The sequence below is a fragment of the Pseudomonas sp. AL03 genome, assembly GCF_029960815.1.
Taxonomy (GTDB): Bacteria; Pseudomonadota; Gammaproteobacteria; order Pseudomonadales; family Pseudomonadaceae; genus Aquipseudomonas.
Genome location: NZ_JASBRE010000010.1, coordinates 127896 through 149225 on the forward strand (window position 1 = coordinate 127896; position 21330 = coordinate 149225).

The 21330-nt window shown below is 60.6% G+C and carries 24 protein-coding genes and 1 riboswitch; of the genes, 19 read left to right on the forward strand and 5 right to left on the reverse strand.

Annotation, left to right across the window (positions count from 1 at the left end; all coding sequences use genetic code 11):
• The first annotated feature begins 37 nt into the window (after positions 1-37).
• From QK293_RS12415 to QK293_RS12425, 3 genes are all read left to right on the forward strand, one after another.
• A complete protein-coding gene (locus QK293_RS12415) occupies positions 38-688 on the forward strand; it encodes an NlpC/P60 family protein (RefSeq protein ID WP_282377571.1) in 651 nt (216 codons plus the stop codon).
• Positions 689-853: 165 nt separating this feature from the next.
• The gene (locus QK293_RS12420; protein WP_282377572.1) at positions 854-1390 is read left to right on the forward strand and encodes a C40 family peptidase; all 537 of its coding nucleotides are present in this window, start codon (positions 854-856) and stop codon (positions 1388-1390) included.
• A 15-nt stretch (positions 1391-1405) separates the two neighbouring features.
• Positions 1406-2059 carry a class I SAM-dependent methyltransferase gene (locus QK293_RS12425; protein ID WP_282377573.1) on the forward strand — a complete coding sequence of 218 codons (654 nt, stop codon included), beginning with the start codon at positions 1406-1408 and terminating at the stop codon, positions 2057-2059.
• A gap of 4 nt (positions 2060-2063) precedes the next feature.
• Here QK293_RS12425 and QK293_RS12430 read toward each other — a convergent pair whose 3' ends face one another.
• Positions 2064-3377, reverse strand: coding sequence for a sorbosone dehydrogenase family protein (locus tag QK293_RS12430; RefSeq protein WP_282377574.1), 1314 nt, complete (start codon positions 3375-3377; stop codon positions 2064-2066).
• A 68-nt stretch (positions 3378-3445) separates the two neighbouring features.
• Positions 3446-4030 carry a hypothetical protein gene (locus QK293_RS12435; protein ID WP_282377575.1) on the reverse strand — a complete coding sequence of 195 codons (585 nt, stop codon included), beginning with the start codon at positions 4028-4030 and terminating at the stop codon, positions 3446-3448.
• A 154-nt stretch (positions 4031-4184) separates the two neighbouring features.
• Positions 4185-4420, forward strand: a riboswitch (cobalamin riboswitch).
• 80 nt (positions 4421-4500) lie between these two features.
• Between QK293_RS12435 and cobO the strand changes: the two genes are divergently transcribed.
• From cobO to QK293_RS12505, 14 genes are all read left to right on the forward strand, one after another.
• Positions 4501-5112, forward strand: a complete 612-nt coding sequence (gene cobO / locus QK293_RS12440) for a cob(I)yrinic acid a,c-diamide adenosyltransferase (RefSeq protein WP_074874701.1) — start codon at positions 4501-4503, stop codon at positions 5110-5112.
• A 10-nt stretch (positions 5113-5122) separates the two neighbouring features.
• On the forward strand, positions 5123-6460 hold the full coding sequence (locus QK293_RS12445; RefSeq protein ID WP_282377576.1) for a cobyrinate a,c-diamide synthase: 1338 nt from the start codon (positions 5123-5125) through the stop codon (positions 6458-6460).
• Positions 6457-7107: a 5,6-dimethylbenzimidazole synthase gene (bluB, locus tag QK293_RS12450; RefSeq protein WP_282377577.1), complete on the forward strand. Its 651-nt coding sequence runs from the start codon at positions 6457-6459 to the stop codon at positions 7105-7107. Before QK293_RS12445 ends, bluB begins: the two co-directional genes overlap by 4 nt.
• The gene (gene cbiB, locus QK293_RS12455; RefSeq protein WP_282377578.1) at positions 7104-8012 is read left to right on the forward strand and encodes an adenosylcobinamide-phosphate synthase CbiB; all 909 of its coding nucleotides are present in this window, start codon (positions 7104-7106) and stop codon (positions 8010-8012) included. Before bluB ends, cbiB begins: the two co-directional genes overlap by 4 nt.
• Positions 8005-8997, forward strand: coding sequence for a threonine-phosphate decarboxylase CobD (gene cobD, locus QK293_RS12460; RefSeq protein ID WP_282377579.1), 993 nt, complete (start codon positions 8005-8007; stop codon positions 8995-8997). The genes cbiB and cobD overlap by 8 nt, the downstream gene beginning before the upstream one ends.
• Positions 8994-10487, forward strand: coding sequence for a cobyric acid synthase (locus QK293_RS12465; RefSeq protein ID WP_282377580.1), 1494 nt, complete (start codon positions 8994-8996; stop codon positions 10485-10487). The genes cobD and QK293_RS12465 overlap by 4 nt, the downstream gene beginning before the upstream one ends.
• A gap of 122 nt (positions 10488-10609) precedes the next feature.
• Entirely contained in the window at positions 10610-11131 is a 522-nt protein-coding gene (cobU, locus tag QK293_RS12470; protein WP_282377581.1) for a bifunctional adenosylcobinamide kinase/adenosylcobinamide-phosphate guanylyltransferase, read from the forward strand.
• Complete coding sequence (gene cobT / locus QK293_RS12475) at positions 11128-12183, forward strand: nicotinate-nucleotide--dimethylbenzimidazole phosphoribosyltransferase (RefSeq protein WP_282377582.1); 1056 nt, start codon at positions 11128-11130, stop codon at positions 12181-12183. The genes cobU and cobT overlap by 4 nt, the downstream gene beginning before the upstream one ends.
• On the forward strand, positions 12180-12755 hold the full coding sequence (gene cobC, locus QK293_RS12480) for an alpha-ribazole phosphatase family protein (protein WP_282377583.1): 576 nt from the start codon (positions 12180-12182) through the stop codon (positions 12753-12755). The genes cobT and cobC overlap by 4 nt, the downstream gene beginning before the upstream one ends.
• Positions 12756-12757: 2 nt before the next feature.
• The gene (locus QK293_RS12485) at positions 12758-13489 is read left to right on the forward strand and encodes an adenosylcobinamide-GDP ribazoletransferase (RefSeq protein WP_282377584.1); all 732 of its coding nucleotides are present in this window, start codon (positions 12758-12760) and stop codon (positions 13487-13489) included.
• A gap of 54 nt (positions 13490-13543) precedes the next feature.
• Positions 13544-13948: a MarR family winged helix-turn-helix transcriptional regulator gene (locus QK293_RS12490; protein WP_282377585.1), complete on the forward strand. Its 405-nt coding sequence runs from the start codon at positions 13544-13546 to the stop codon at positions 13946-13948.
• A 52-nt stretch (positions 13949-14000) separates the two neighbouring features.
• Positions 14001-15209: an MFS transporter gene (locus QK293_RS12495; RefSeq protein WP_282377586.1), complete on the forward strand. Its 1209-nt coding sequence runs from the start codon at positions 14001-14003 to the stop codon at positions 15207-15209.
• The gene (locus tag QK293_RS12500) at positions 15206-15328 is read left to right on the forward strand and encodes a hypothetical protein (RefSeq protein ID WP_282377587.1); all 123 of its coding nucleotides are present in this window, start codon (positions 15206-15208) and stop codon (positions 15326-15328) included. The genes QK293_RS12495 and QK293_RS12500 overlap by 4 nt, the downstream gene beginning before the upstream one ends.
• A gap of 55 nt (positions 15329-15383) precedes the next feature.
• Complete coding sequence (locus QK293_RS12505; protein ID WP_282377588.1) at positions 15384-15935, forward strand: glutathione peroxidase; 552 nt, start codon at positions 15384-15386, stop codon at positions 15933-15935.
• Positions 15936-16024: 89 nt separating this feature from the next.
• Here QK293_RS12505 and QK293_RS12510 read toward each other — a convergent pair whose 3' ends face one another.
• The 3 genes from QK293_RS12510 to QK293_RS12520 all read right to left on the reverse strand — a co-directional run bounded on the left by QK293_RS12510 (position 16025) and on the right by QK293_RS12520 (position 18423).
• A complete protein-coding gene (locus QK293_RS12510) occupies positions 16025-17293 on the reverse strand; it encodes an outer membrane protein transport protein (protein WP_282377589.1) in 1269 nt (422 codons plus the stop codon).
• A gap of 145 nt (positions 17294-17438) precedes the next feature.
• The gene (locus QK293_RS12515; protein ID WP_282377590.1) at positions 17439-17921 is read right to left on the reverse strand and encodes a hypothetical protein; all 483 of its coding nucleotides are present in this window, start codon (positions 17919-17921) and stop codon (positions 17439-17441) included.
• Positions 17922-18198: 277 nt separating this feature from the next.
• Complete coding sequence (locus QK293_RS12520) at positions 18199-18423, reverse strand: hypothetical protein (RefSeq protein ID WP_003214941.1); 225 nt, start codon at positions 18421-18423, stop codon at positions 18199-18201.
• 998 nt (positions 18424-19421) lie between these two features.
• On the opposite strand from QK293_RS12520, the gene QK293_RS12525 reads away from it, so the two are divergent.
• Positions 19422-19745 carry a sel1 repeat family protein gene (locus tag QK293_RS12525; protein WP_282377591.1) on the forward strand — a complete coding sequence of 108 codons (324 nt, stop codon included), beginning with the start codon at positions 19422-19424 and terminating at the stop codon, positions 19743-19745.
• Between the two features lie 175 nt (positions 19746-19920).
• A complete protein-coding gene (rmuC, locus tag QK293_RS12530; protein WP_282377610.1) occupies positions 19921-21285 on the forward strand; it encodes a DNA recombination protein RmuC in 1365 nt (454 codons plus the stop codon).
• Positions 21286-21330: the final 45 nt, after the last annotated feature.

The window sequence follows — 21330 nt, forward strand, 5'->3', positions numbered from 1 at the left end:
AGTCTCGCCTTCTTTAGAATCAGACACGGTCGTGCCCATGCTAAGTCGCTTTGCACCCCTCGTGCCCCTCGCACTCGTCACCCTGTTGTTCGGTTGCGCTGCTCACTCTCCAGTGTCCCAGCAAGCGCAGCAACAGCAGGCTAAAAATTCTGGTACCGCTCAATCTTCCGTTCTTTATCAGCAAGCGCTTGAGCAGGAAGAGGCGGCCACCGAAAAAGAATTGGCAGACTTCTCTGGCGGCAAGTCTTACCAGCTTCCGGTTCTGGCCGACAGCATCCTCGAACGCGGCATGTCCCTGATCGGTACCCGTTACCGTTTCGGCGGCACCTCCGAAGCCGGCTTTGATTGCAGTGGCTTCATCGGTTACCTGTTTCGTGAAGAAGCCGGCCTGAACTTGCCACGCTCCACTCGCGAAATGATCAACGTGGACGCTCCGTTGGTTTCGCGCAGCAAACTGAAGCCTGGCGACTTGCTGTTTTTCGCCACCAATGGCCGTCGCGGCCGCGTCAGTCACGCCGGGATCTACCTGGGTGACAACCAGTTCATCCATTCCAGCAGCCGTCGCAGCGGTGGTGTCCGGATCGATAGCCTGGGCGACAGCTACTGGAGCAAGACCTTCATCGAAGCCAAGCGCGCACTGGCGATGGCGCCAACTGCAGCCCCGAGTATCGTCACGGCTCGCAAGTAAGCGGACTTTTTGTAAGGTGAACTTAAAGTCTTACTTGAAGTTTGCCGCGTAGCCGCTAGAATCCTGATCTATTATTGATGGCAAACCGCCTGCGTCCTGCGCAGGCGGTTTTCTTTTCTGTCCTCCCGGCAGAAAAAGCCGCAGCCAGATCAGGATGTTCTGCCTATGTCGACGTCGGCCCGCCTCGCAATCATGTTCTTCGCAGCGCTGCTCAGCGCCTGCGCCAGCCGTACACCGCCTCCTGCGCCGGTGGTTCGCGCGCCCATTGTTTTCGGTTCCTCCCAAGCATTCTCCCCTGAGGCAGAAGACGTGTTGTTCCGCGCGCTCGGCCTGGTGGGCACCCCGTACCGTTGGGGTGGCAACACGCCGGCTTCGGGTTTCGATTGCAGCGGGCTGATCGGTTACGTCTACCATGACGTCGCCGGCATTTCCCTGCCGCGTACCACCCGCGAGATGATCAGCATGCAGGCGGCCAGTGTGGGCAAGGAAGGTCTGCAAACTGGTGACCTGATCTTCTTCGCCACCAATGGCGGCTCCCAGGTCAGCCACGCCGGGATCTACGTCGGCGAAGGTCGCTTCGTCCATGCGCCCGCCACCGGCGGCACGGTGAAGCTCGACAGCTTGTCCAAAGCTTACTGGCAGAAAGCCTATCTGAGTGCCAAGCGCGTCTTGCAACCGGAGCACTTGGCACGCAACCCCTAAATGGCAGAGGTTGTCATGACCGCTCGCACACTCAATCTCGACGATTCCCTGTATCGATACCTGCTCGATGTTTCCCTGCGCGAAACGGCGCTGCTCAAGCGTCTGCGTGACGAAACCCAGGCGCTGTCCATGGCGCGCTGGCAAGTGGCGCCGGAGCAGGGTCAGTTTCTTGCGCTACTGGTGAAACTCACCGGCGCCAAGCGTCTGCTGGAGGTCGGCACCTTCACCGGTTACAGCGCCTTGTGCATGGCGGCTGCATTACCGGATGACGGCTCGCTGATCTGCTGCGACATTCCTGGCGACTACAATGCCACCGCACGCCGTTACTGGCAGGAGGCGGGGTTAACCGGACGAATAGACCTACGCTTGGCACCTGCGCTGGAAACCCTGGCTCAGCTGGATCAACAAGAGCCGTTCGACCTGATCTTCATTGATGCCGACAAAGCCAACTATCCACGCTATCTGGAGCACGCCCTGCGTCTGCTGCGTGTCGGCGGTCTGGCGGTGTTTGATAACACGCTGTGGAGCGGACGGGTGCTTGAGGACAATCCCGAGAGCGAAGACACCCGAGCCATCCAGGCACTCAATCGCGCCTTGAAAGATGACTCGCGTGTGGATCTGTCATTGTTGCCGTTGGGCGATGGATTGACCCTGTGCCGCAAGCGCTAAGCGCTTACTTGGCCGCCGACACGCGCCACACCTTGTTCCCCACGTCATCCGCCACCAACAAATCACCCTGCTGATCAATCACCACGCCTACCGGACGGCCCATGGCTTTTTCCTCGTCATTGAGGAAGCCGGTGAGCACATCAACCGGCTGCCCGACCGGTTTCCCTGCGCTGAACGGTACGAAAATCACTTTGTAGCCACTGTGCGGTTTACGATTCCACGAGCCATGCTGGCCGACGAATGCGCCTTCCTTGAATTGCGCCGGCAGCGTGTTGCCTTCAGCGAACGTCAGGCCCAGCGATGCGGTATGCGGGCCGACCGCGTAGTCCGGAGCAATGGCCTTGGCCACGAGGTCGGGGTTTTGCGGCTCGACGCGAATGTCGACGTGCTGGCCGTAATAACTGTAAGGCCAGCCGTAGAACCCGCCGTCTTTCACTGAAGTGATGTAGTCCGGCACCAGGTCGCTGCCGATTTCGTCGCGCTCGTTGACCGCCGTCCACAGTGCGCCGCTCCGAGGTTCCCAGGCCAGGCCGTTTGGATTACGAATTCCCGAGGCGAAGATCCGATGGTTGCCGGTGGTGCGATCCACTTCCCAGATCGCCGCGCGACCTTCTTCCTTGTCCATGCCGTTTTCGGCGACGTTGCTGTTGGAGCCCACCGTGACGTACAACTTGCTGCCGTCCTTGCTGGCGATGACGTTTTTGGTCCAGTGGTGATTGAGCGTACCGCCTGGCAGGTCGATCACCTTCATCGGCTGTGACTTGATCGCCGTCTCGCCGTTTTCATAGTGGAAGCGCAGCAAGCGGTCCGTATCGGCGACGTACAGGTCATTGCCGACCAGGGTCATGCCGAAGGGCGAGTTGAGCTTTTCCAAAAACACAGTGCGGGTTTCGGCAATGCCGTCGTGATCCTTGTCCCGCAGCAGCGTGATGCGGTTCGGGCTCGGTACTTTGGCGCCCGCACGGCCCATGACTTTGCCCATGACCCAGCCACGAATGCCTTTGCCGTCATCGGGTTTGGGCGGTGCATTGGTTTCGGCGACCAGCACGTCGCCGTTGGGCAACACGTAGAGCCAGCGCGGGTGATCGAGACCTTCAGCAAAGGCTGCCACTTGAGTTCCTGTCGCGGCGATGGGTTTCGCGCCGACCGGCCAGCCGATCGCCGGGGCGATGTTCACCGTCGGGATCAGGGTTTTGTTTGGTTCTGGCAGCTTGGGCGAGGGGCCGGTGCCGTCGGAGATTTGCAGCCTGGAGGTTTCACCACAGGCGGCAAGCCCTCCGGCGAGCACGATGACGAGAGCGAGCTGAGGCTTGCGCATGCTGATCTTCCCTATGAATGCATTGACCTAATCAATAGAGAAGCGCAGGTGCGCGATGGTTCAACCGTTCAGCCGCGGGCTTCCTTGAGCAGCACGGCAATGCCGGGGTGATAGTTGCCGGTTTCGTTGCGCAACTTGCGATAGGCGTAGGGGAAATACCAGGCCACCGCGCAGGTGTGTTCCTTTTGCAGGTCGTCGACCATGTCCTGGAGTTCTTCCGGGGTAGCGCTTTGTTGGGCCTTTTGTGGCGCAACGAACAGGCAGCCGAGTTTCAGGTCGCTGGCGTAGCTGATGCGCTTGGCGTCGCTGGTGATGTCCTGCAATGCTTGAGTCAGGTTCAGGCTGTTCACGCGTGGCCAGCGCTGGGTCGCCTGAAGGTAAGCGCGTTCTTCGCGGGTCGCGATAAACAGATCGGCGCGGCCATTGCGTTCGCCTTCTTCGGTCTGTTTACGGGTCGGTGTTTGCTGCAGCGTCACCATTTCCGCCATCCACGCAGCGGCGGACAGCAGGCTCAGGTTGGCTTTTTCGTCGAACCAGTAAGGCGTGTCGTTATCGCCGCGCACGGCGTTGTAGCGGTCGATACAGTCAAACCAGCGTTCCAGCACCGGGCGCAGGAATTCCAGCTTCGGATTGCTGATGATCATGCCTTGCATGTGGCTCACCTTTGTTATTGTGTTGTGAGAGTGTGGCTCTTTGATATCACTGCTGGAAGTGTGGCACAAGATTGGCGTCAGATAATTGATCGACGGCAGTTATTCGCTCGCAGGCCACCCGTCTTCAATTGACGCTCCATCCCCAACCCTCTAACCTTCGCGGCTTGTTTCAGGTGCTCTGTGACTGCGGTCGACAGAGTGAAACAGGGAAGCCGGTGAGTGAATCTCTTCAAGTGAAGAATGATCACGATCCCGGCGCTGCCCCCGCAACGGTAAATAAGTGAAGGCTGCGCCTTGAGCCACTGTGTCGACTGTCGACATGGGAAGGCGCGCAGTCAGGCGAATCGCCGCTCATGAGCCCGGAGACCGGCCTGATCCATCCAGCGGCATCACGGTGGGCGATGCCAGGCTTTTTGCCGTCTATTCTTGTGCCTGCCCGCCGTTATCCAGCCTCAACGGAGAGCTCCCCCATGACTGATACCCCCGATCGTGACGAACGTCATCTGGCGCGCATGCTGCGCAAAAAAGCCGTGATCGACGAACGCATCGCCAACTCCCCGAATGAATGCGGCCTGCTGCTGGTGCTGACCGGCAACGGCAAAGGCAAAAGCAGTTCGGCCTTCGGCATGCTCGCCCGGTCCATGGGCCACGGCATGCAGTGTGGCGTGGTGCAGTTCATCAAGGGGCGCAACAGCACCGGCGAAGAACTGTTTTTCCGGCGCTTCCCGGAACAGGTGCGTTTTCATGTGATGGGCGAGGGCTTCACCTGGGAAACCCAGGATCGCCAGCGTGATATCGCCGCTGCTGAAGCCGCCTGGGCGGTGTCCCGCGAATTGCTGCGTGATCCGTCGATTGGCCTGGTGGTGCTGGATGAGTTGAACATTGCGCTCAAGCACGGTTACCTCGATCTGGATCAGGTGCTCAGCGATTTGCAGGCGCGTCCGCCGATGCAGCATGTGGTGGTCACCGGTCGCGGCGCCAAGCCGGAGATGATCGAACTGGCCGACACGGTCACCGAAATGGGCGTGATCAAACATGCGTTCCAGGCCGGGATCAAAGCGCAAAAAGGCGTCGAGCTGTGAATACTACTTTATGAAAATCAGTCGTCACTGCCCGGCGGTGCTGATTGCCGCGCCGGCCTCCGGTCAGGGCAAGACCACCGTCACCGCCGCGCTGGCCCGTTTGCATCGCAATCAGGGGCGCAAGGTTCGCGTGTTCAAGTGCGGCCCGGACTTTCTCGACCCGATGATTCTCGAGCGCGCCAGCGGTGCGCCGGTGTATCAACTGGACATGTGGATGGTCGGCGAGCAGGAAAGTCGTCGTCTGTTGTGGGAAGCCGCCGGCGAAGCCGACCTGATCCTCATCGAAGGCGTCATGGGGCTGTTTGACGGTACGCCGTCCAGCGCTGATCTGGCGCGGCATTTCGGTGTGCCGGTGCTGGGTGTGATCGACGGCACCGCCATGGCCCAGACCTTTGGCGCACTGGCGTTGGGGCTGGCGCGTTATCAGCCGGATTTGCCGTTTGCCGGTGTGCTCGCCAACCGCGTCGGCACCTTGCGTCATGCGCAATTGCTCGAAGGCAGCCTGACCGAAGGCTTGCGCTGGTACGGCGCCTTGTCCCGGGAAACCGGGATCGAATTGCCGAGTCGACACCTCGGGCTGGTTCAGGCCAGTGAGTTGAACGATCTCGATCTGCGCCTCGATGCAGCGGCCGATGCACTGGCCAGCAGTTGCGAGGTCGAGCTGCCACCGGCGGTGGAATTCGCAGCCCCTGATGTGATCGCTGCCGAGCCGTTGCTGGCCGGTGTGCGAATTGCCGTGGCCCGAGATGAAGCGTTTGCCTTCACCTACGGCGCAAGCCTGGATCTGCTGCGCGCCATGGGCGCCGAATTGCTGTTTTTCTCGCCGATCCGTGACGCGCAATTGCCGGAAGCGGACAGCCTCTATCTGCCTGGCGGTTATCCCGAATTGCACCATGTGGCGCTGTCACAGAACACCACAATGCTGAGCGCAATCCGAGCTCACCATGCGGCGGGTAAACCGTTGTTGGCCGAATGTGGCGGCATGCTTTATTTGCTTGATTCGTTGACCGATGTCGAGGGCACTCGCGCGGAATTAGTCGGCCTGCTGGCAGGGGACGCGGTGATGCAAAAGCGTCTGGCTGCGTTGGCGTTGCAGGCGGTCGAGTTGCCCGAAGGCTTATTACGCGGCCACACCTATCACCACTCGTTGACCAGCACCGAGTTGGAGCCGATTGCCCGGGGCTTGAGCCCTAACGGCGGGCGCGGGGCGGAGGCGGTTTATCGTCAGGGGCGGATGACCGCCTCTTATGTGCACTTCTATTTCCCGTCCAATCCATCGGCGGTTGCCGCGCTATTTGCGCCTGACCAAAACCCTGTGGGAGCGGGCTTGCCCGCGAAGCGGCCATGACTGACAACGCCTTCTCCGAAGCCGAACGCGCAGCGGTCTACCGAGCCATCGGCGAACGCCGCGACATGCGCCATTTCAGCGGCGGCACGGTCGAGCCCGCGTTACTGCGGCGCCTGCTCGAAGCTGCGCATCAGGCACCGAGTGTCGGCCTGATGCAGCCCTGGCGGTTCATCCGCATCAGCGATCGAGCCCTGCGCGGCAAGATCCAGTTACTGGTGGAAGAAGAACGCATCCGCACCGCCGAAGCCCTTGGCGAGCGCACCGACGAATTCATGAAGCTGAAAGTCGAAGGCATCAACGACTGCGCCGAGGTGCTGGTCGCCGCGCTGATGGACGATCGTGAGCGCCATATTTTCGGCCGTCGCACTTTGCCGGAAATGGACATGGCCTCGTTGTCCTGCGCGATCCAGAACCTCTGGCTGGCCTCCCGCGCCGAAGGGCTGGGCATGGGCTGGGTGTCGCTGTTCGAGCCGCAAGCCCTGGCGGACCTGCTGGGTTTGCCGGCCGGCGCCAAGCCCTTGGCCGTGCTTTGCCTGGGGCCGGTCAAGGCGTTCTATCCAGCGCCGATGCTGGTACTCGAAGGCTGGGCGCAGGCGCGTCCGCTCAGTGAGATGCTGTATGAAAACTATTGGGGAGTGAGTCAATGAGTGTGGCGTTGTTGAGTGTCGCCGCGGTTGCGCTGGATGCGCTGCTGGGTGAACCCAAACGCTGGCATCCGCTGGTGGCGTTCGGCCGTTTTGCCGATCGCATCGAGCAACGTTTCAACTCCGGCGGTCGCGGCTGGCGCAGTCATGGCGTCACTGCCTGGGTGATCGCGGTGTTGCCGCTGACGTTGCTGGCCACGGCGTTTTCCTGGGCGCCTTATGTCGGTTGGCTGGTCGAGATTCTGGCGCTGTACTGCGCCCTCGGCCTGCGCAGCCTCGGTGAACACGTCGAGCCGGTGGCCAAGGCCCTGCGCAGCGATGATCTGGACGAGGCGCGCAAGCGCGTGGGTTATCTGGTGAGTCGCCAGACCCGCGAACTGGATAAAACCGAAGTCGCCCGCGCCGCCACCGAATCGGTGCTGGAGAACGGCAGCGACGCGGTGTTTGCCGCGTTGTTCTGGTTTGCCGTGGCCGGCGCGCCCGGTGTGGTGCTCTACCGTTTGAGCAACACCCTCGATGCGATGTGGGGTTACCGCAACGAACGCTTCGAACGTTTCGGCTGGGCGGCGGCAAAGATCGACGACGTCCTCAACTACATTCCTGCACGCCTGGTGGCGCTGACCTACGCGCTGCTGGGCAAAACCCGACTGGCGTTGAGATGCTGGCGCACCCAAGGCCCGACCTGGGACAGCCCGAATGCTGGCCCGGTGATGGCGGCCGGTGCCGGTGCGCTCGGCGTCGAGTTGGGCGGGGCGGCGATTTATCACGGTGAATTGCATCAGCGTCCACAACTGGGCGAAGGCGTGCCGGCGGACGCCGACTCCATCGACCGTGGCTGGCAATTGGTCCAGCGCGGGGTATGGTTATGGTTGCTGATCCTCTGCGTGGGGGCTGAATTCTATGCTTGAGCACGGTGGTCGGTTACGCAAGGCGGCGCTCGACTACGGCATCGCCGAAGCCGATTGGCTCGACCTGTCCAGCGGCCTGGCGCCCTGGCCGTTTCCGGTGCCGCAGATCCCGTTGCGGGCCTGGGCACGTTTGCCGGAAACCGATGACGGTCTGGAGCAGGCGGCCTGTGATTATTACGGTGCCGCTCAGGTGTTGCCCGTGGCCGGTTCGCAAATGGCGATCCAGTTGCTGCCGCGTTTACGCCGGGCGGGCAAGGTTGGCGTGCTCTCGCCGTGTTACGCCGAACACGCCGAAGCGTGGCGACGCAATGGCTACATCGTGCGTGAAGTGCTGGAGCAGGAAGTCGACTTCTACCTCGACAGCCTCGACGTGCTGGTGGTGGTCAATCCGAACAATCCTACGGGCCTGAGCCTGACACCGAGTCGGCTGCTGGACTGGCACTCGCGGCTGGCCCAGCGCGGTGGCTGGCTGGTGGTGGACGAGGCGTTCATGGACAACACGCCGCCGCTGAGCCTGGCACCTTTTGCCCATCAGGTCGGGTTGATCGTGTTGCGTTCCTTCGGCAAGTTTTTCGGTCTGGCCGGTGTGCGCCTGGGTTTCGTGCTGGCGGAGCGCAAGTTGCTCAAATTGCTGGCCGAGCAAGTGGGACCGTGGGCGGTCAGCGGGCCGACGCGGGTGCTGGGTCAAGCCTGTCTGCTGGATACCGAAGGGCATGCCCGGCAACGGGTTCGTGCTGAAGAGGCCAGTGAGCGTCTGGCGCTGCTGCTTGAACACCACGGCTTCAAACCCCAGGGCGGCTGCGCCTTGTTTCAATGGCTGATCACCGCCCGCGCCGAAGCACTGCATGAGTTCATGGCCCGGCGCGGCATTCTGCTGCGGTTGTTCACGCACAACAGCAGCCTGCGTTTCGGTTTGCCCGCCGATGAAGCCGACTGGACACGTCTCGCGCAAGCGTTCGAAGCCTACGCTAGGGAAACCCAATGACTACGTTGAAGGTGCAAGGCGCCACATTAATGGTGCAAGGCGCCACATTAATGGTGCAAGGCACCACGTCCGACGCCGGTAAAAGCACGCTGGTGACGGCGTTGTGCCGCTGGGTCACGCGTCAGGGCGTGAGCGTGGTGCCATTCAAACCGCAGAACATGGCGCTCAACAGTGCCGTGACCGCCGACGGTGGCGAGATCGGTCGCGCGCAAGCGGTGCAGGCTCAGGCGGCCAACCTTGAGCCGCACACCGACATGAATCCGGTGCTGCTCAAACCCAACAGCGATACCGGCGCCCAAGTGATCATCCATGGTCGTGCGGTCACGACAATGAACGCCGTTGCCTATCACGACTACAAAACCATCGCCATGCAAGCGGTGCTGGCCTCCCATGAACGGCTGAGCGCGGCGTATCCGGTGGTCATGGTCGAAGGCGCGGGCTCGCCGGCCGAGATCAATCTGCGCGCGGGCGACATCGCCAACATGGGCTTTGCCGAGGCGGTGGATTGCCCGGTGGTGCTGATCGCCGACATCAATCGCGGCGGGGTTTTCGCCCATCTGGTGGGCACCCTGGAACTGTTGTCGCCCAGCGAGCAGGCGCGGGTCAAAGGTTTCATCATCAACCGTTTTCGCGGCGACATTGCGTTGCTGCAACCGGGTCTCGACTGGCTGGAAGCGCGCACCGGCAAACCGGTGATCGGCGTGCTGCCTTACGTGATGGACCTGCACCTGGAAGCCGAGGACGGCATCGACCAGCGCCAGACCGACAAGGCCGACCAGGTGCTGAAAGTGCTGGTGCCGGTACTGCCGCGCATCAGCAACCACACCGACTTTGATCCGCTGCGCTTGCACCCGCAGGTGGATCTGCAATTCATCGGCCCCGGCCAGGCGATTCCACCGGCCGACCTGATGATTCTCCCTGGCTCTAAAAGCGTGCGCAGCGACCTCGCGTATCTGCGGGCCAATGGCTGGGACACGGCGATCAGTCGTCATCTGCGTTATGGCGGCAAAGTGCTGGGCATTTGCGGTGGTCTGCAAATGCTCGGTGAACAGGTACACGATCCGCTGGGCCTCGAAGGCGCACCGGGTTCCAGCGCCGGTCTGGGTTTGCTGGCGTTCGAAACCCAGCTAGAAGAAGAGAAGCAACTGCGCAATGTGCGCGGGCGTCTGGTGCTGGAAGACGCGCCGGTCAGCGGCTATGAAATTCATGCCGGCGTGACCACCGGGCCGGCGTTGGAAAACGCCGCGGTGCAACTGGACGACGGTCGCTGCGACGGTGCGCAAAGCGAGGACGGGCAGATTTTCGGCACCTATCTGCATGGGCTGTTTGAATCGCCTGCAGCGTGCAGTGCGCTGTTGCGCTGGGCAGGTTTGCAGGCGGTGCAGGACGTGGATTATCACGCGTTGCGTGAGCGCGATATCGAGCGGCTGGCGGATCTGGTGGAGAAGCATCTGGATACCTCGCTGCTGCGTCAGCTCTGTGGGTTTTGAGGTGTTTTGAGGACGCCTTCGCGGGCAAGCCTCGCTTCTACAGGTACGGTGGGGTCCTTGTAGGAGCGAGGCTTGCCCGCGATGAGGCCCGTCGCCACACCGCCAATTTGAAGGAATGAACCATGCTGCAACTGATCCTCGGCGGCGCCCGTTCCGGCAAAAGTCGCCTGGCCGAAAAACTCGCCTCCGACAGCGCTCTGGCCGTGACTTACATCGCCACCAGTCAACCGCTCGACGGTGAAATGAACGAGCGGGTCGCCCATCACCGCGCCCGTCGTCCGGCCGAATGGGCGTTGATCGAAGAGCCCGTGGCGCTCGCCCGCGTCCTGCGCGAAACCGCGAGCGCCGATCGGTGCCTGCTGGTGGATTGCCTGACGTTGTGGATGACCAATCTGCTGATGCTCGACGACACCGAGCGTCTGTCGGCCGAACGTGATGCGTTGCTGGACTGCCTGGCGTCGCTGCCGGGTGAAATCATTTTTGTCAGCAACGAGACCGGCATGGGTGTCGTGCCGCTGGGCGAATTGACCCGCCGCTATGTCGATGAAGCCGGTTGGCTGCATCAAGCGTTGGCCGAGCGCTGTGAGCGAGTTGTCCTGACCGTCGCCGGCCTGCCCCTGACTTTGAAAGGAACTGCGTTATGACTCAATCCTGGTGGCTGAACCCCTGCAAGCCGATCGATGTTCAAGCGGTCGAGCAGGCGCAGGCCCGTCAACAGCAACTGACCAAGCCTGCCGGCTCCCTCGGTCGGCTTGAGTCGGTGACCGTGCAATTGGCCGGGTTACAGGGGCAGGTCAAGCCGAGACTGGATCAGCTGTGGATCGCGATTTTTGCCGGTGACCACGGCGTGGTCGCGGAAGGGGTGTCGGCATTTCCTCAGGAAGTCACCGGGCAGATGCTGCACAACTTTGTCAGCGGTGGGGCGGCGATCAGCGTGTTGGCGCGGCAACTCGGGGCCTCCCTGGAAGTGGTCGACCTCGGCACGATTACGCCGTCGTTGAATTTGCCGGGTGTGCGTCACTTGAACATCGGCCCGGGCACAGCGAATTTCGTCGAAGGGTCGGCCATGACGCCGGCTCAAGGCGAACTCGCTTTGCAGGCTGGCCGCGACAGCGTGCAGCGTGCCATCGCGGCGGGTGCGCAGTTGTTTATCGGTGGCGAGATGGGCATCGGCAATACCACTGCGGCCAGCGCGTTGGCCTGTGCCTTGCTCGATTGCCCGGTGGTGCATCTGGCCGGGCCGGGCACGGGTTTGAACGCGGCGGGTGTCAGTCATAAAGTCCAGGTTATCGAGCGCGCTTTGGCACTGCACAGCGCTCAGCGTGGCGATGCGCTGCGAACCCTGTTCAACCTCGGCGGTTTTGAAATCGCTGCGCTGGTCGGCGCGTATCTGGCGTGTGCCCAGGAAGGCGTCGCGGTGCTGGTGGACGGTTTCATTTGCAGCGTCGCGGCATTGGTGGCGGTGCGATTGAATCCTGAATGCCGTCAGTGGCTGTTGTTTGGTCATCGCGGCGCCGAGCCGGGTCATCGTCATGTACTGGAAACCCTGAATGCCGAACCGCTGCTGGACCTCGGCCTGCGTCTGGGCGAGGGCAGTGGCGCTGCGTTGGCCGTGCCGTTGCTGCGTCTGGCGTGCGACCTTCACGGGCAGATGGCGACCTTCGCCGAGGCCGCCGTGGCGGACCGTCCGGCATGACCTTGCGCCTGGACCTGTTGCGCCACGGCGAAACCGAACTCGGCGGCGGCTTGCGCGGCAGCCTCGACGATGCGCTGACCGACAAGGGCTGGGCGCAGATGCGCGCAGCGGTGATCGAGCAGGGGCCATGGGATCGTTTGGTCAGCTCGCCGTTGCAGCGTTGTGCGCGATTTGCACAAGAACTCGGCGCGCAACTGGGTTTGCCAGTGCAGTTGGATAAAGACGTGCAGGAGCTGCACTTCGGCGCCTGGGAAGGGCAGAGCGCCGCGGCGCTGATGGACACCGATGCCGAGGCGTTGGGAGTGTTCTGGGCCGACCCTTATGCGTTTACGCCACCTCAAGGTGAGCGGGTCGTGGATTTTTCGACGCGGGTGTTGGCGGCCGTTGAGCGTTTGCATGCCGCCTACGCCGGCGAGCGGGTGTTGCTGATCAGTCACGGCGGGGTCATGCGTTTGTTGCTGGCGCAGGCGCGGGGTTTGCCTCGTGAGCAGTTACTCAACGTCGAAGTCGGGCATGGTGCGTTGTTTTCGCTGTCGGTCGAATCCGGCGTGTTGTTAAGGGAAGCGACCTGACCATGTTGCCGTTCTGGATCGCCCTGCAATTTTTGAGCAGTTTGCCGGTTCGTCTGCCGAGCATGCCGACGCCACAGGAATCGGGACGGTCGCTGCTGTTTTATCCGCTGATCGGCCTGTTGTTTGGCGGGATTTTGTGGGCGCTCAACTGGCTGTTACTCGACACCCCGTTGTTGCTCCATGCAGCGCTGTTGCTGAGCGTTTGGGTGTTGCTCAGTGGTGCCTTGCACCTCGACGGCCTGGCCGATAGCGCCGATGCGTGGCTCGGTGGGTTCGGTGATCGCGAACGCACGTTGACGATCATGAAGGACCCGCGCAGCGGCCCGATTGCAGTCGTGACGCTGGTGCTGGTGTTGCTGCTCAAGTTCGCCGCGTTGCTGGCATTGATCGAGCAGCAACACGCCGTTGTCCTGATTATCGTTCCGATGATCGGGCGCAGCGCGATGCTGGGGTTATTCCTGACCACGCCTTATGTGCGTGCCGGCGGGTTGGGGCAAGCGCTGGCCGATCATCTGCCACGTTTGGCGGGCAAGCAGGTGTTGGCGGTCAGTGCGTTGGCGTGTGTTTTGATCGCCGGGCTCAGCGGCGTGTTGGCAGTGGCGTTGGCGGCGTTGGTGTTTGTCTGGTTGCGACAGGTGATGCTGCGCCGATTGGGCGGCACGACGGGCGATACGGCGGGGGCGTTGCTGGAAATTCTCGAAGTCGCGGTGCTGGTGGGATTGGCGATCTGCTGAACTTCCCACATCATGTCACTTGATTTAACTCAACCGCGGGTATATACACGCACCATGCTCGACTCCCAATGTTTATGCATCAACCTGCGTCGCGCCGCCCGTGGCGTCAGCAGGCACTACGACGGCGCTCTCGACGGCTTCGGGATCAACGTTGCCCAGTATTCTCTGCTGTGTAATTTGCAGCGTCTGGATAAGCCGAGTATTTCCACGTTGGCCGAGGCCATGGGGCTGGATCGCAGCACCTTGGGGCGCAATCTACGGGTGCTGGAAGGCGAAGGCCTGCTGATGCTGGTTGAGGGCGAAGACATGCGTAACCGCATCGTCATGCTCACCGAGGCCGGTGTTGAACGGCTGGCAGCGGCCTTGCCGGCCTGGGAAGCGGCGCAACAGCGGTTGATTGATCGCTTGGGTGCCGAGAAACGTGAAACCTTGCTACGACTGCTGGACGAACTGGCGTGATGCTGGTTTTTCCGATCTTAAGCGGGTATATACCCGCTACCGGAGAATAAGAATGACATCGATGTGGCGTACGTGCGGTTGGGTTCTGTTGGGGAGTGCGCTGATTCTCGCGTTGTCCTTGGGCGTACGGCACGGCTTCGGGCTGTTTCTGGCGCCGATGAGTGCCGAGTTCGGCTGGGGGCGTGAGACGTTTGCCTTCGCCATTGCCTTGCAAAACCTGATCTGGGGCCTGGCGCAGCCCTTCACTGGCGCGCTGGCCGACCGCTTTGGCGCCGCGAAAGTGGTGCTGGTCGGCGGTGTCCTGTATGCGTTGGGTCTGGTGTTCATGGGCCTGTCGGATTCGGCCGTGACTTTGTCCCTGAGTGCCGGCTTGTTGATCGGTATTGGCCTGTCGGGCACTTCGTTCTCAGTGATCCTTGGCGTGGTCGGCCGCGCGGTGCCGCCAGAGAAACGCAGCATGGGCATGGGCATTGCCAGCGCCGCCGGTTCTTTCGGCCAGTTCGCCATGTTGCCCGGTACGCTGGGGTTGATCGGCTGGCTCGGCTGGTCCGCTGCGTTACTGGTGTTGGGTCTGTTGGTGGCGCTGATCGTGCCGCTGGTGAGCATGCTCAAGGACAAGCCGCTACCGGTGTTCGGCCATGAACAAACGCTGTCCGAAGCATTGCGCGAAGCCTGTTCCCATTCGGGGTTCTGGCTGCTGGCGTTCGGCTTCTTTGTCTGCGGTTTCCAGGTGGTATTCATCGGCGTGCACTTACCAGCTTATCTGGTGGATCAGCACCTCCCGGCGACTGTCGGCACTACGGTGCTGGCGTTGATCGGGCTGTTCAATATTTTCGGTACCTACACGGCGGGCTGGCTCGGCGGGCGGATGTCCAAGCCGCGTTTGCTCACCGGCCTGTACCTGCTGCGGGCAGTGGTGATTGGGTTGTTCCTGTGGGCGCCAGTCACGACGACCACCGCGTACCTGTTCGGCATGGCAATGGGTTTCCTGTGGCTGTCGACCGTGCCCTTGACCAACGGCACCGTCGCGACCTTGTTCGGCGTGCGAAATCTGTCCATGCTCGGTGGGATTGTTTTCCTGTTTCACCAGCTCGGATCGTTCCTCGGCGGCTGGTTGGGCGGGGTGGTGTACGACCGAACCGGGAGCTATGACTTGATCTGGCAAGTAGCGATTCTCTTGAGCCTGTTCGCCGCAGCGCTGAACTGGCCGGTGCGTGAGCGGCCGGTGGCGCGTCTGCAAACACAGATGAGTGCGCTATGAACAGCCTCTGGCCGCAGATCGCTGTCGTCGCTGTCTGCGCCTTGCTGCTGGCCCTGTCGTGGTGGGGCTGGCATCAGGGCGGGCTGGCGTTGATGCAACTGGGCATGGGTGCTTGCTAGCAGGCGGTGAGGGCGAGTAACTTCGTTGTTGACGATTTCTCAAGGATGCACCGACATGCTAATGCGCTGGCTCGCAGTACCCGCGTTACTGGTAGCGTTTAGTGGATGGGCTCAAGCGGCAGAGTGCCCGGACCTTTTGCAAGGCTCGTTGCCCAAGCTGCGCGCCAAGGAATCCATCGACCTGTGCCAGCGCTTCGCCGGCAAACCGCTGGTGGTGGTCAATACCGCAAGCTTCTGTGGTTTTGCCCCGCAGTTCAAAAGCCTTGAGGCGCTGAATCAGCGTTACAAGGATCAGGGGCTGGAGGTGATCGGCGTTCCGTCCAACGACTTCAAGCAAGAGTCCAAGGATGGCGAAGAGACTGCCAAGGTCTGCTACGTGAACTACGGCGTGACGTTCACCATGACTGAACCGCAGAAAGTCCGCGGTGATGACGCGACTCACTTGTTCAAGATCATCGCCAAGCAGAGCACTGCGCCGAAGTGGAACTTCTACAAATATGTGGTCGATCGCAAGGGTAAGGTGATCGCCAATTTCTCCAGCCTGACCACGCCTGACGATCCCGAGTTCATCGAGGCGGTGGAGAAAGCCCTGGCCTCGCAACCCTGATCCACACCCGTAAAAAAGCCCCGCCTCTGTACAAGAGAGCGGGGCTTTTTTTATTCAGGCGGCGAGTGGTTCAGGCTCGCCGGGAATCATCAGAAGCGGTAGGTCGCACCGACACCGAAACCGTTCGCCGAGTTTTCATACTTGGCGCTGTAGGTCTGGCGGCCGTTGCTGTTGTTGACCTTGACCGACTCTTCGACCAGGTACGAGTACGCAACGTCGATGGTCAGGTCGTCGGTCGGGCTCCAGCCAGCGCCCAGGCTGAAAATCTTGCGATCGCCAGTCGGGATGCGTGGGGAACGGTTTTCGTTATTGGTCGGAGCCTGGTCAACCGACAAACCGGTACGCAGGACCCATTGCTTGTTCACCTTATACGAAGCACCAATGGCGTGAGCCCAGGTGTCGTGCCAGTTCTGCTCTTCGGTGATGGTACCAAACCGGCTGTTCAGTGCAGCAGGAACGCCACTGTTCTCAACGCTGATTTCTTTCAGGCGGCTCCAGCGAGTCCAGGTGCTGCCTGCGTAGAGAGTCCATTGGTCGTCCAGCTGGTGAGTAACCGAGAAGTCGACCGACTCAGGCGTGGTGATGTCCAGCGACGCGTCGTACTTCTGGCTTGGGTTCTGACCCAGGGCGCCGAGGAGGTTGTAGTTGACCTTGGTGTCACCTTCGAGCTTGTACTTCACTTTCGAGTGGTAGGTCAGGCCGACGCGAGTGCTGTCGGTGGCTTGAACCAGGATACCGACGTTATAACCCAGTGCGGTGTCGTCACCCTTGATCTTGACGGTGCCGTCCGCAGCAAGCGGGTTCAGCGACACGTTCGATTCCAGCTTGCCGTCAATGCGGTTGATGGTCGGACCGAAACCGATAGACACCGTGTCGTTGAAGGCGTAGCTGACGGTTGGTTGCAGGGTGACGATTTTGACTTCGCTCTTGCTACCAAAATAACGGCCGGCAAAGCCGTTCTCGTAATCGGTCACCAGACCGAATGGCGCGTACATGCCCACACCGAATGCCCAATGCTCGTCGATTGGCTTGACGTAGTAGCCCATCGGCACGGCGATGAATGGAACCATGTCGCCGTCGTTGGTGCCACCGTTCGGACGGGAGCTGGCATCACTGATATCGGTGTGTGCGTCGAGGAATGCAGCGCCGCCGGTCACTTGTTCGCGCTTGAGACGCGACATGCCGGCAGGGTTGCCAAAAATAGTGCTTGCGTCGTCGGCAGATGAAGATCGCCCGGCAAAACCTGTACCCATCCCGCTGATGCTTTGTTCGTTGATGGCGAAGCCACTTGCAAAGATCTGGGTGGATGCCAGGGTAACGGCGACGCTAAGGGCGGTTTTGAGCATGACTTTTTTCATTATTAGAACTCCTGGTGATCACCGGGGCGAAAATTACCAACATTTTCGTCCCAGCGCTATAGGCTGTATGGCTTGATTTAGAGCGGTTTTGTAGGACAATCCGACCAAGTTCGCGGCATTTGCGCGATCTTGTGGAAATAGCGGATCAGCAGGCGACCTGATTCATCGGTGAAACACAGGTTTGCCAGGCGCAGGTGAAGTCTCTCAGGCGTCCTTGAGGCTGGAAGGTCTGGCGCCAGATGCGGGCCATTCCCAGCAGGTCGCCTGCTTCGGGGAGCGGGGTGTTCTGTTCTTCTACCAGCAGCCAAGCGATGGCAGTGGCATAACGCAGGTTGACGGTCAATTCGAGGTGCGGACCACTCAGGAAAGCATGTTGGCTGGCCAAACCGCGAACCAGGCTTGCGCGTTCCGGGTCCAGTGCCAGGTAGTGGTCCCAAAGTGCCTGGTGGCGGGGTTCGGCGATTCGGTACAGGCCGTGCCCACGGCGGTCATGCAGGGCAGTACCCAGGGCTGACTGGCTGGCGGCGATGCCCAGCAGCAGGGATTCGGCAGTTGCGCTATGACGCCCGAGGTAAATCAACGTCGGGCGGATCACATAACGGCACAGTTCGCTGGCAGCGATACCCATAAAGCCCTCGAAACATGAAAGGGTCGGCGAGACCTGAAAGGAGCGTTGGCAGCGGGTGAATCGACTCAGGCTCGCCGGAAGCGGATCAATCCGCTTGAGTTGAAGTGTAGTGTCATATTCGCGCCGTAAAGGCCTGTTTTTACAATATTTCCGGCTTCGAGTTATAACCCTTATATCGGTTAGTGCTTAAGCGGTGACAGCGAAAAGAGAAATTTCGGGCAATAAAAAGCCCCGCTTTTTGAGCAGGGCTTTTGAGGTTTTCAGCCTTTCTGACGTGTCAGGCAACCAGTGCCTGACGGGTACGATCGATCACGGCCTGCAGCGGCTCGGCGCTGGAGTATTGATCGGGGTACAGGCGTTCGCTGTGACGAGCGATGCCGTGTTCGTTGACCAGGGTGAAGCTGAAGCAGCCTTTGCGAGCCGCCATGATCAGGCAGTTCATTGGTGCAAAAGCGTTGGTCAGGGTGCGGATGGCATCCTGGGTGTGGATTTGAGTAGACATAGTCATTGGGTGTTCCTACAAGCGACACGGATAAGAACCGTGCAAAGTTAAAACGTTCCAGTGACGACGACCACCATTGGTCGAACGAAGAACCCGACTGGAACAAAGCAGCCAGTTTGAAGCGCTGATAAATTGGCGCGCTTGGGCTGGCAGGTAGGTACTTAGGAGGGCAGGCAACACATCAAGGGCAAAGGTTCTGGGCCCGGGGTGAAGATCCTGATCAATTTGCAGGTTGGTTCGGTCAGAGTAAGTGAGCTTCGCAACACCCTTTGCTTTCGATTCAAAGGCTGTGTTGACGCAAGGTTTACCTGGAAACCATCGAGGTGGTCGATCCCGCTTTGTCGGTGGAGGCTTCCTAGGGGAAGGCTGACCGGGAGGATTTGTTCGACCAGAATTGACTTTCAGCTTGGTACTAACGCCGCGGATACTAACGGATTGAAAAGCTGAAGGGAAGTGAATTAGCGAAAAAAGTTATTTTGACGCCCCTCATTCAACGTCCGGCTTGGCGCTCGGAAAGGTCATTACCCGCAGACGCGCCCTGTAATAGCACAAGTTCCGACCGTTGGTAGTCGAGATTCATTGGGTCGGCATCAGCCCGGACCGCGGGTTTGCCAAGGTTTGTCCCCACGGCTAACGACCCAATGCGCCGAAAAAGCGCATCGATATAACTGCCTCGAAGGTACTTGTGCACATAAGTCACACACGTTGTCACGACGCTGTCATCTTCCCTTCAAACGCAGTGGGTGCCTGTAACCGAAATTTAAGTCAATGAAAAACATCGCTTTTTTTTGCTGGTGAAAAAATCGTCAGTTTGACTGCGAGCCCCATTCCATAGGGCTTTGCGAGAGTTCAAAGGCGGTTGTCCACTGAGTTATCCACAGCTTCTGTGGATTGTCCCGAGCGCTTGCTCTAGGACGGGCGTGCAGGGTTTTTTAGGCTTTACCTGTAAGAAAAAAAGAGTAGAGTGGCGCGCCTTCCGACATGCCCCACAGTGCTTTATGAAGTTTCGTTCAGTATCAGTTGCTGCCGCCTCGACACCTCCCAGCGTTACTCCGCCCATACGATTTTCGATGCGTGTGGCTGAGTGGTTGCTGGACAGCCCGCGTCTGGGCGAAAACGCCCACGTCAAACATTTCGCCGGACGTTTGCTAAAGCAACCGGCCCGTGAAGGGGTCGTGTCCGCTCAAAGCCGTCTCGGTCAATTGATGTGTCGTGAATGCGGGAATGCCCGGGATCGCCGTATCGGCCAGGACCTTTTGCGTCAGGCCGCGCGGGGAGGGGATCGGCGTGCCCAGCAGGCGCTTGGTCTGATCGAAGACTGAGCTGTCCAAGACCTGACGCCTTGGTTAACCTTCAAGCTTTATTTAATTGGCAGGAGTGGCTATGGCTATGGACTTGACCAGCGCATTGCTCGGTCTGGCGGGCGCTGCGCTGCCGTTATTGGTACTGGCCTGGCAACTTCAACGCCGAGCGAGCGCCACGCAGTCAGAGGTTGCGCTGCTGGAAGAGCGTCTGGCCACGGCCCATCTGGCCCAGAACGGATTGAACGCCCAACTCGAAGCCTGTCGCGATGAAATCGGTGATCTGGGCCAGGCCAATGCCGCCAAACAAGCAGACCTGGCCGCCGTGCGCCGTGAAGTCGAACTGCTGCAGATCGAACGTGACGATGCCCGCGATGCCGCCCACGCCTGGAATCTGGAGCGCGCCGGCAAAGAGGCCGAGTTGCGCCGTCTGGACGCTCAGGCCGCCTCGCTCAACGCCGAACTGCGTGAGCAGCAAGAAAGCCATCAGCAGCGCCTCAACGACCTGCAGGGCTCGCGAGACGAACTGCGAGCACAGTTCGCGGAACTGGCCGGCAAGATCTTCGACGAGCGCGAGCAGCGCTTTGCCGAAACCAGTCAGCAACGTCTCGGACAGTTGCTCGATCCGTTGAAGGAACGCATCCAGTCCTTCGAAAAGCGCGTCGAGGAAAGCTATCAGGCTGAAGCCCGCGAACGTTTTTCCCTGGCCAAGGAACTGGAGCGGCTGCAACAGCTGAACTTGCGCCTGAGCGACGAAGCCACCAACCTGACCCGCGCCTTGAAAGGCCAGAAAACCCAAGGCAACTGGGGTGAGCTGATTCTTGAGCGGGTGCTTGAACACGCGGGCCTGGAAAAGGGGCGCGAGTATCAGACCCAGGTCAACCTCAAAGGCCCTGACGGTGAGCGTTTCCAGCCGGACGTGATCATTTATCTGCCGGGCGACAAGCAGGTGGTGGTCGACTCCAAAGTCAGCCTCACGGCCTATCAGCAATACGTCGCGGCCGAAGACGATGCCATTGGCGAGATCGCGATCAAGCAGCATGTGCTGTCCCTGCGTAATCACGTCAAAGGGCTGGCCGGCAAGGATTACAAGCGTCTCGATGGCTTGCACAGCCTGGATTTCGTCCTGCTCTTCGTACCGATCGAAGCGGCGTTTTCCGCCGCACTGCAGGCTGAGCCAACGCTGTTTCAGGAGGCCTTCGACCGCAACATCGTGATTGTCAGCCCGACCACTTTGCTGGCAACCCTGCGCGTCATCGACAGCCTGTGGAAGCAGGAGCGCCAAAGCCAGAACGCCCGGGAAATCGCCGAGCGGGCCGGGTGGCTGTACGACAAGTTCGTGTTGTTCATCCAGGATCTGGATGAAGTCGGCAATCGCTTACAGCAACTGGATAAGGCCTACAGCTCTGCGCGCAATAAGCTGACGGAAGGCCGCGGCAATCTGGTCAGCCGTAGCGAGCAGCTCAAGTTGCTGGGCGCGCGGGCGAGCAAGAGCCTGCCGGCAGACTTGCTGGAGCGGGCGATGACCGATGTGGATGGCTTGGCCGAGTTGCCGGAGTAACCGAAAAGCATCGTCGGAGCAAGCTCGCGATGGCGTCAGTCGCGC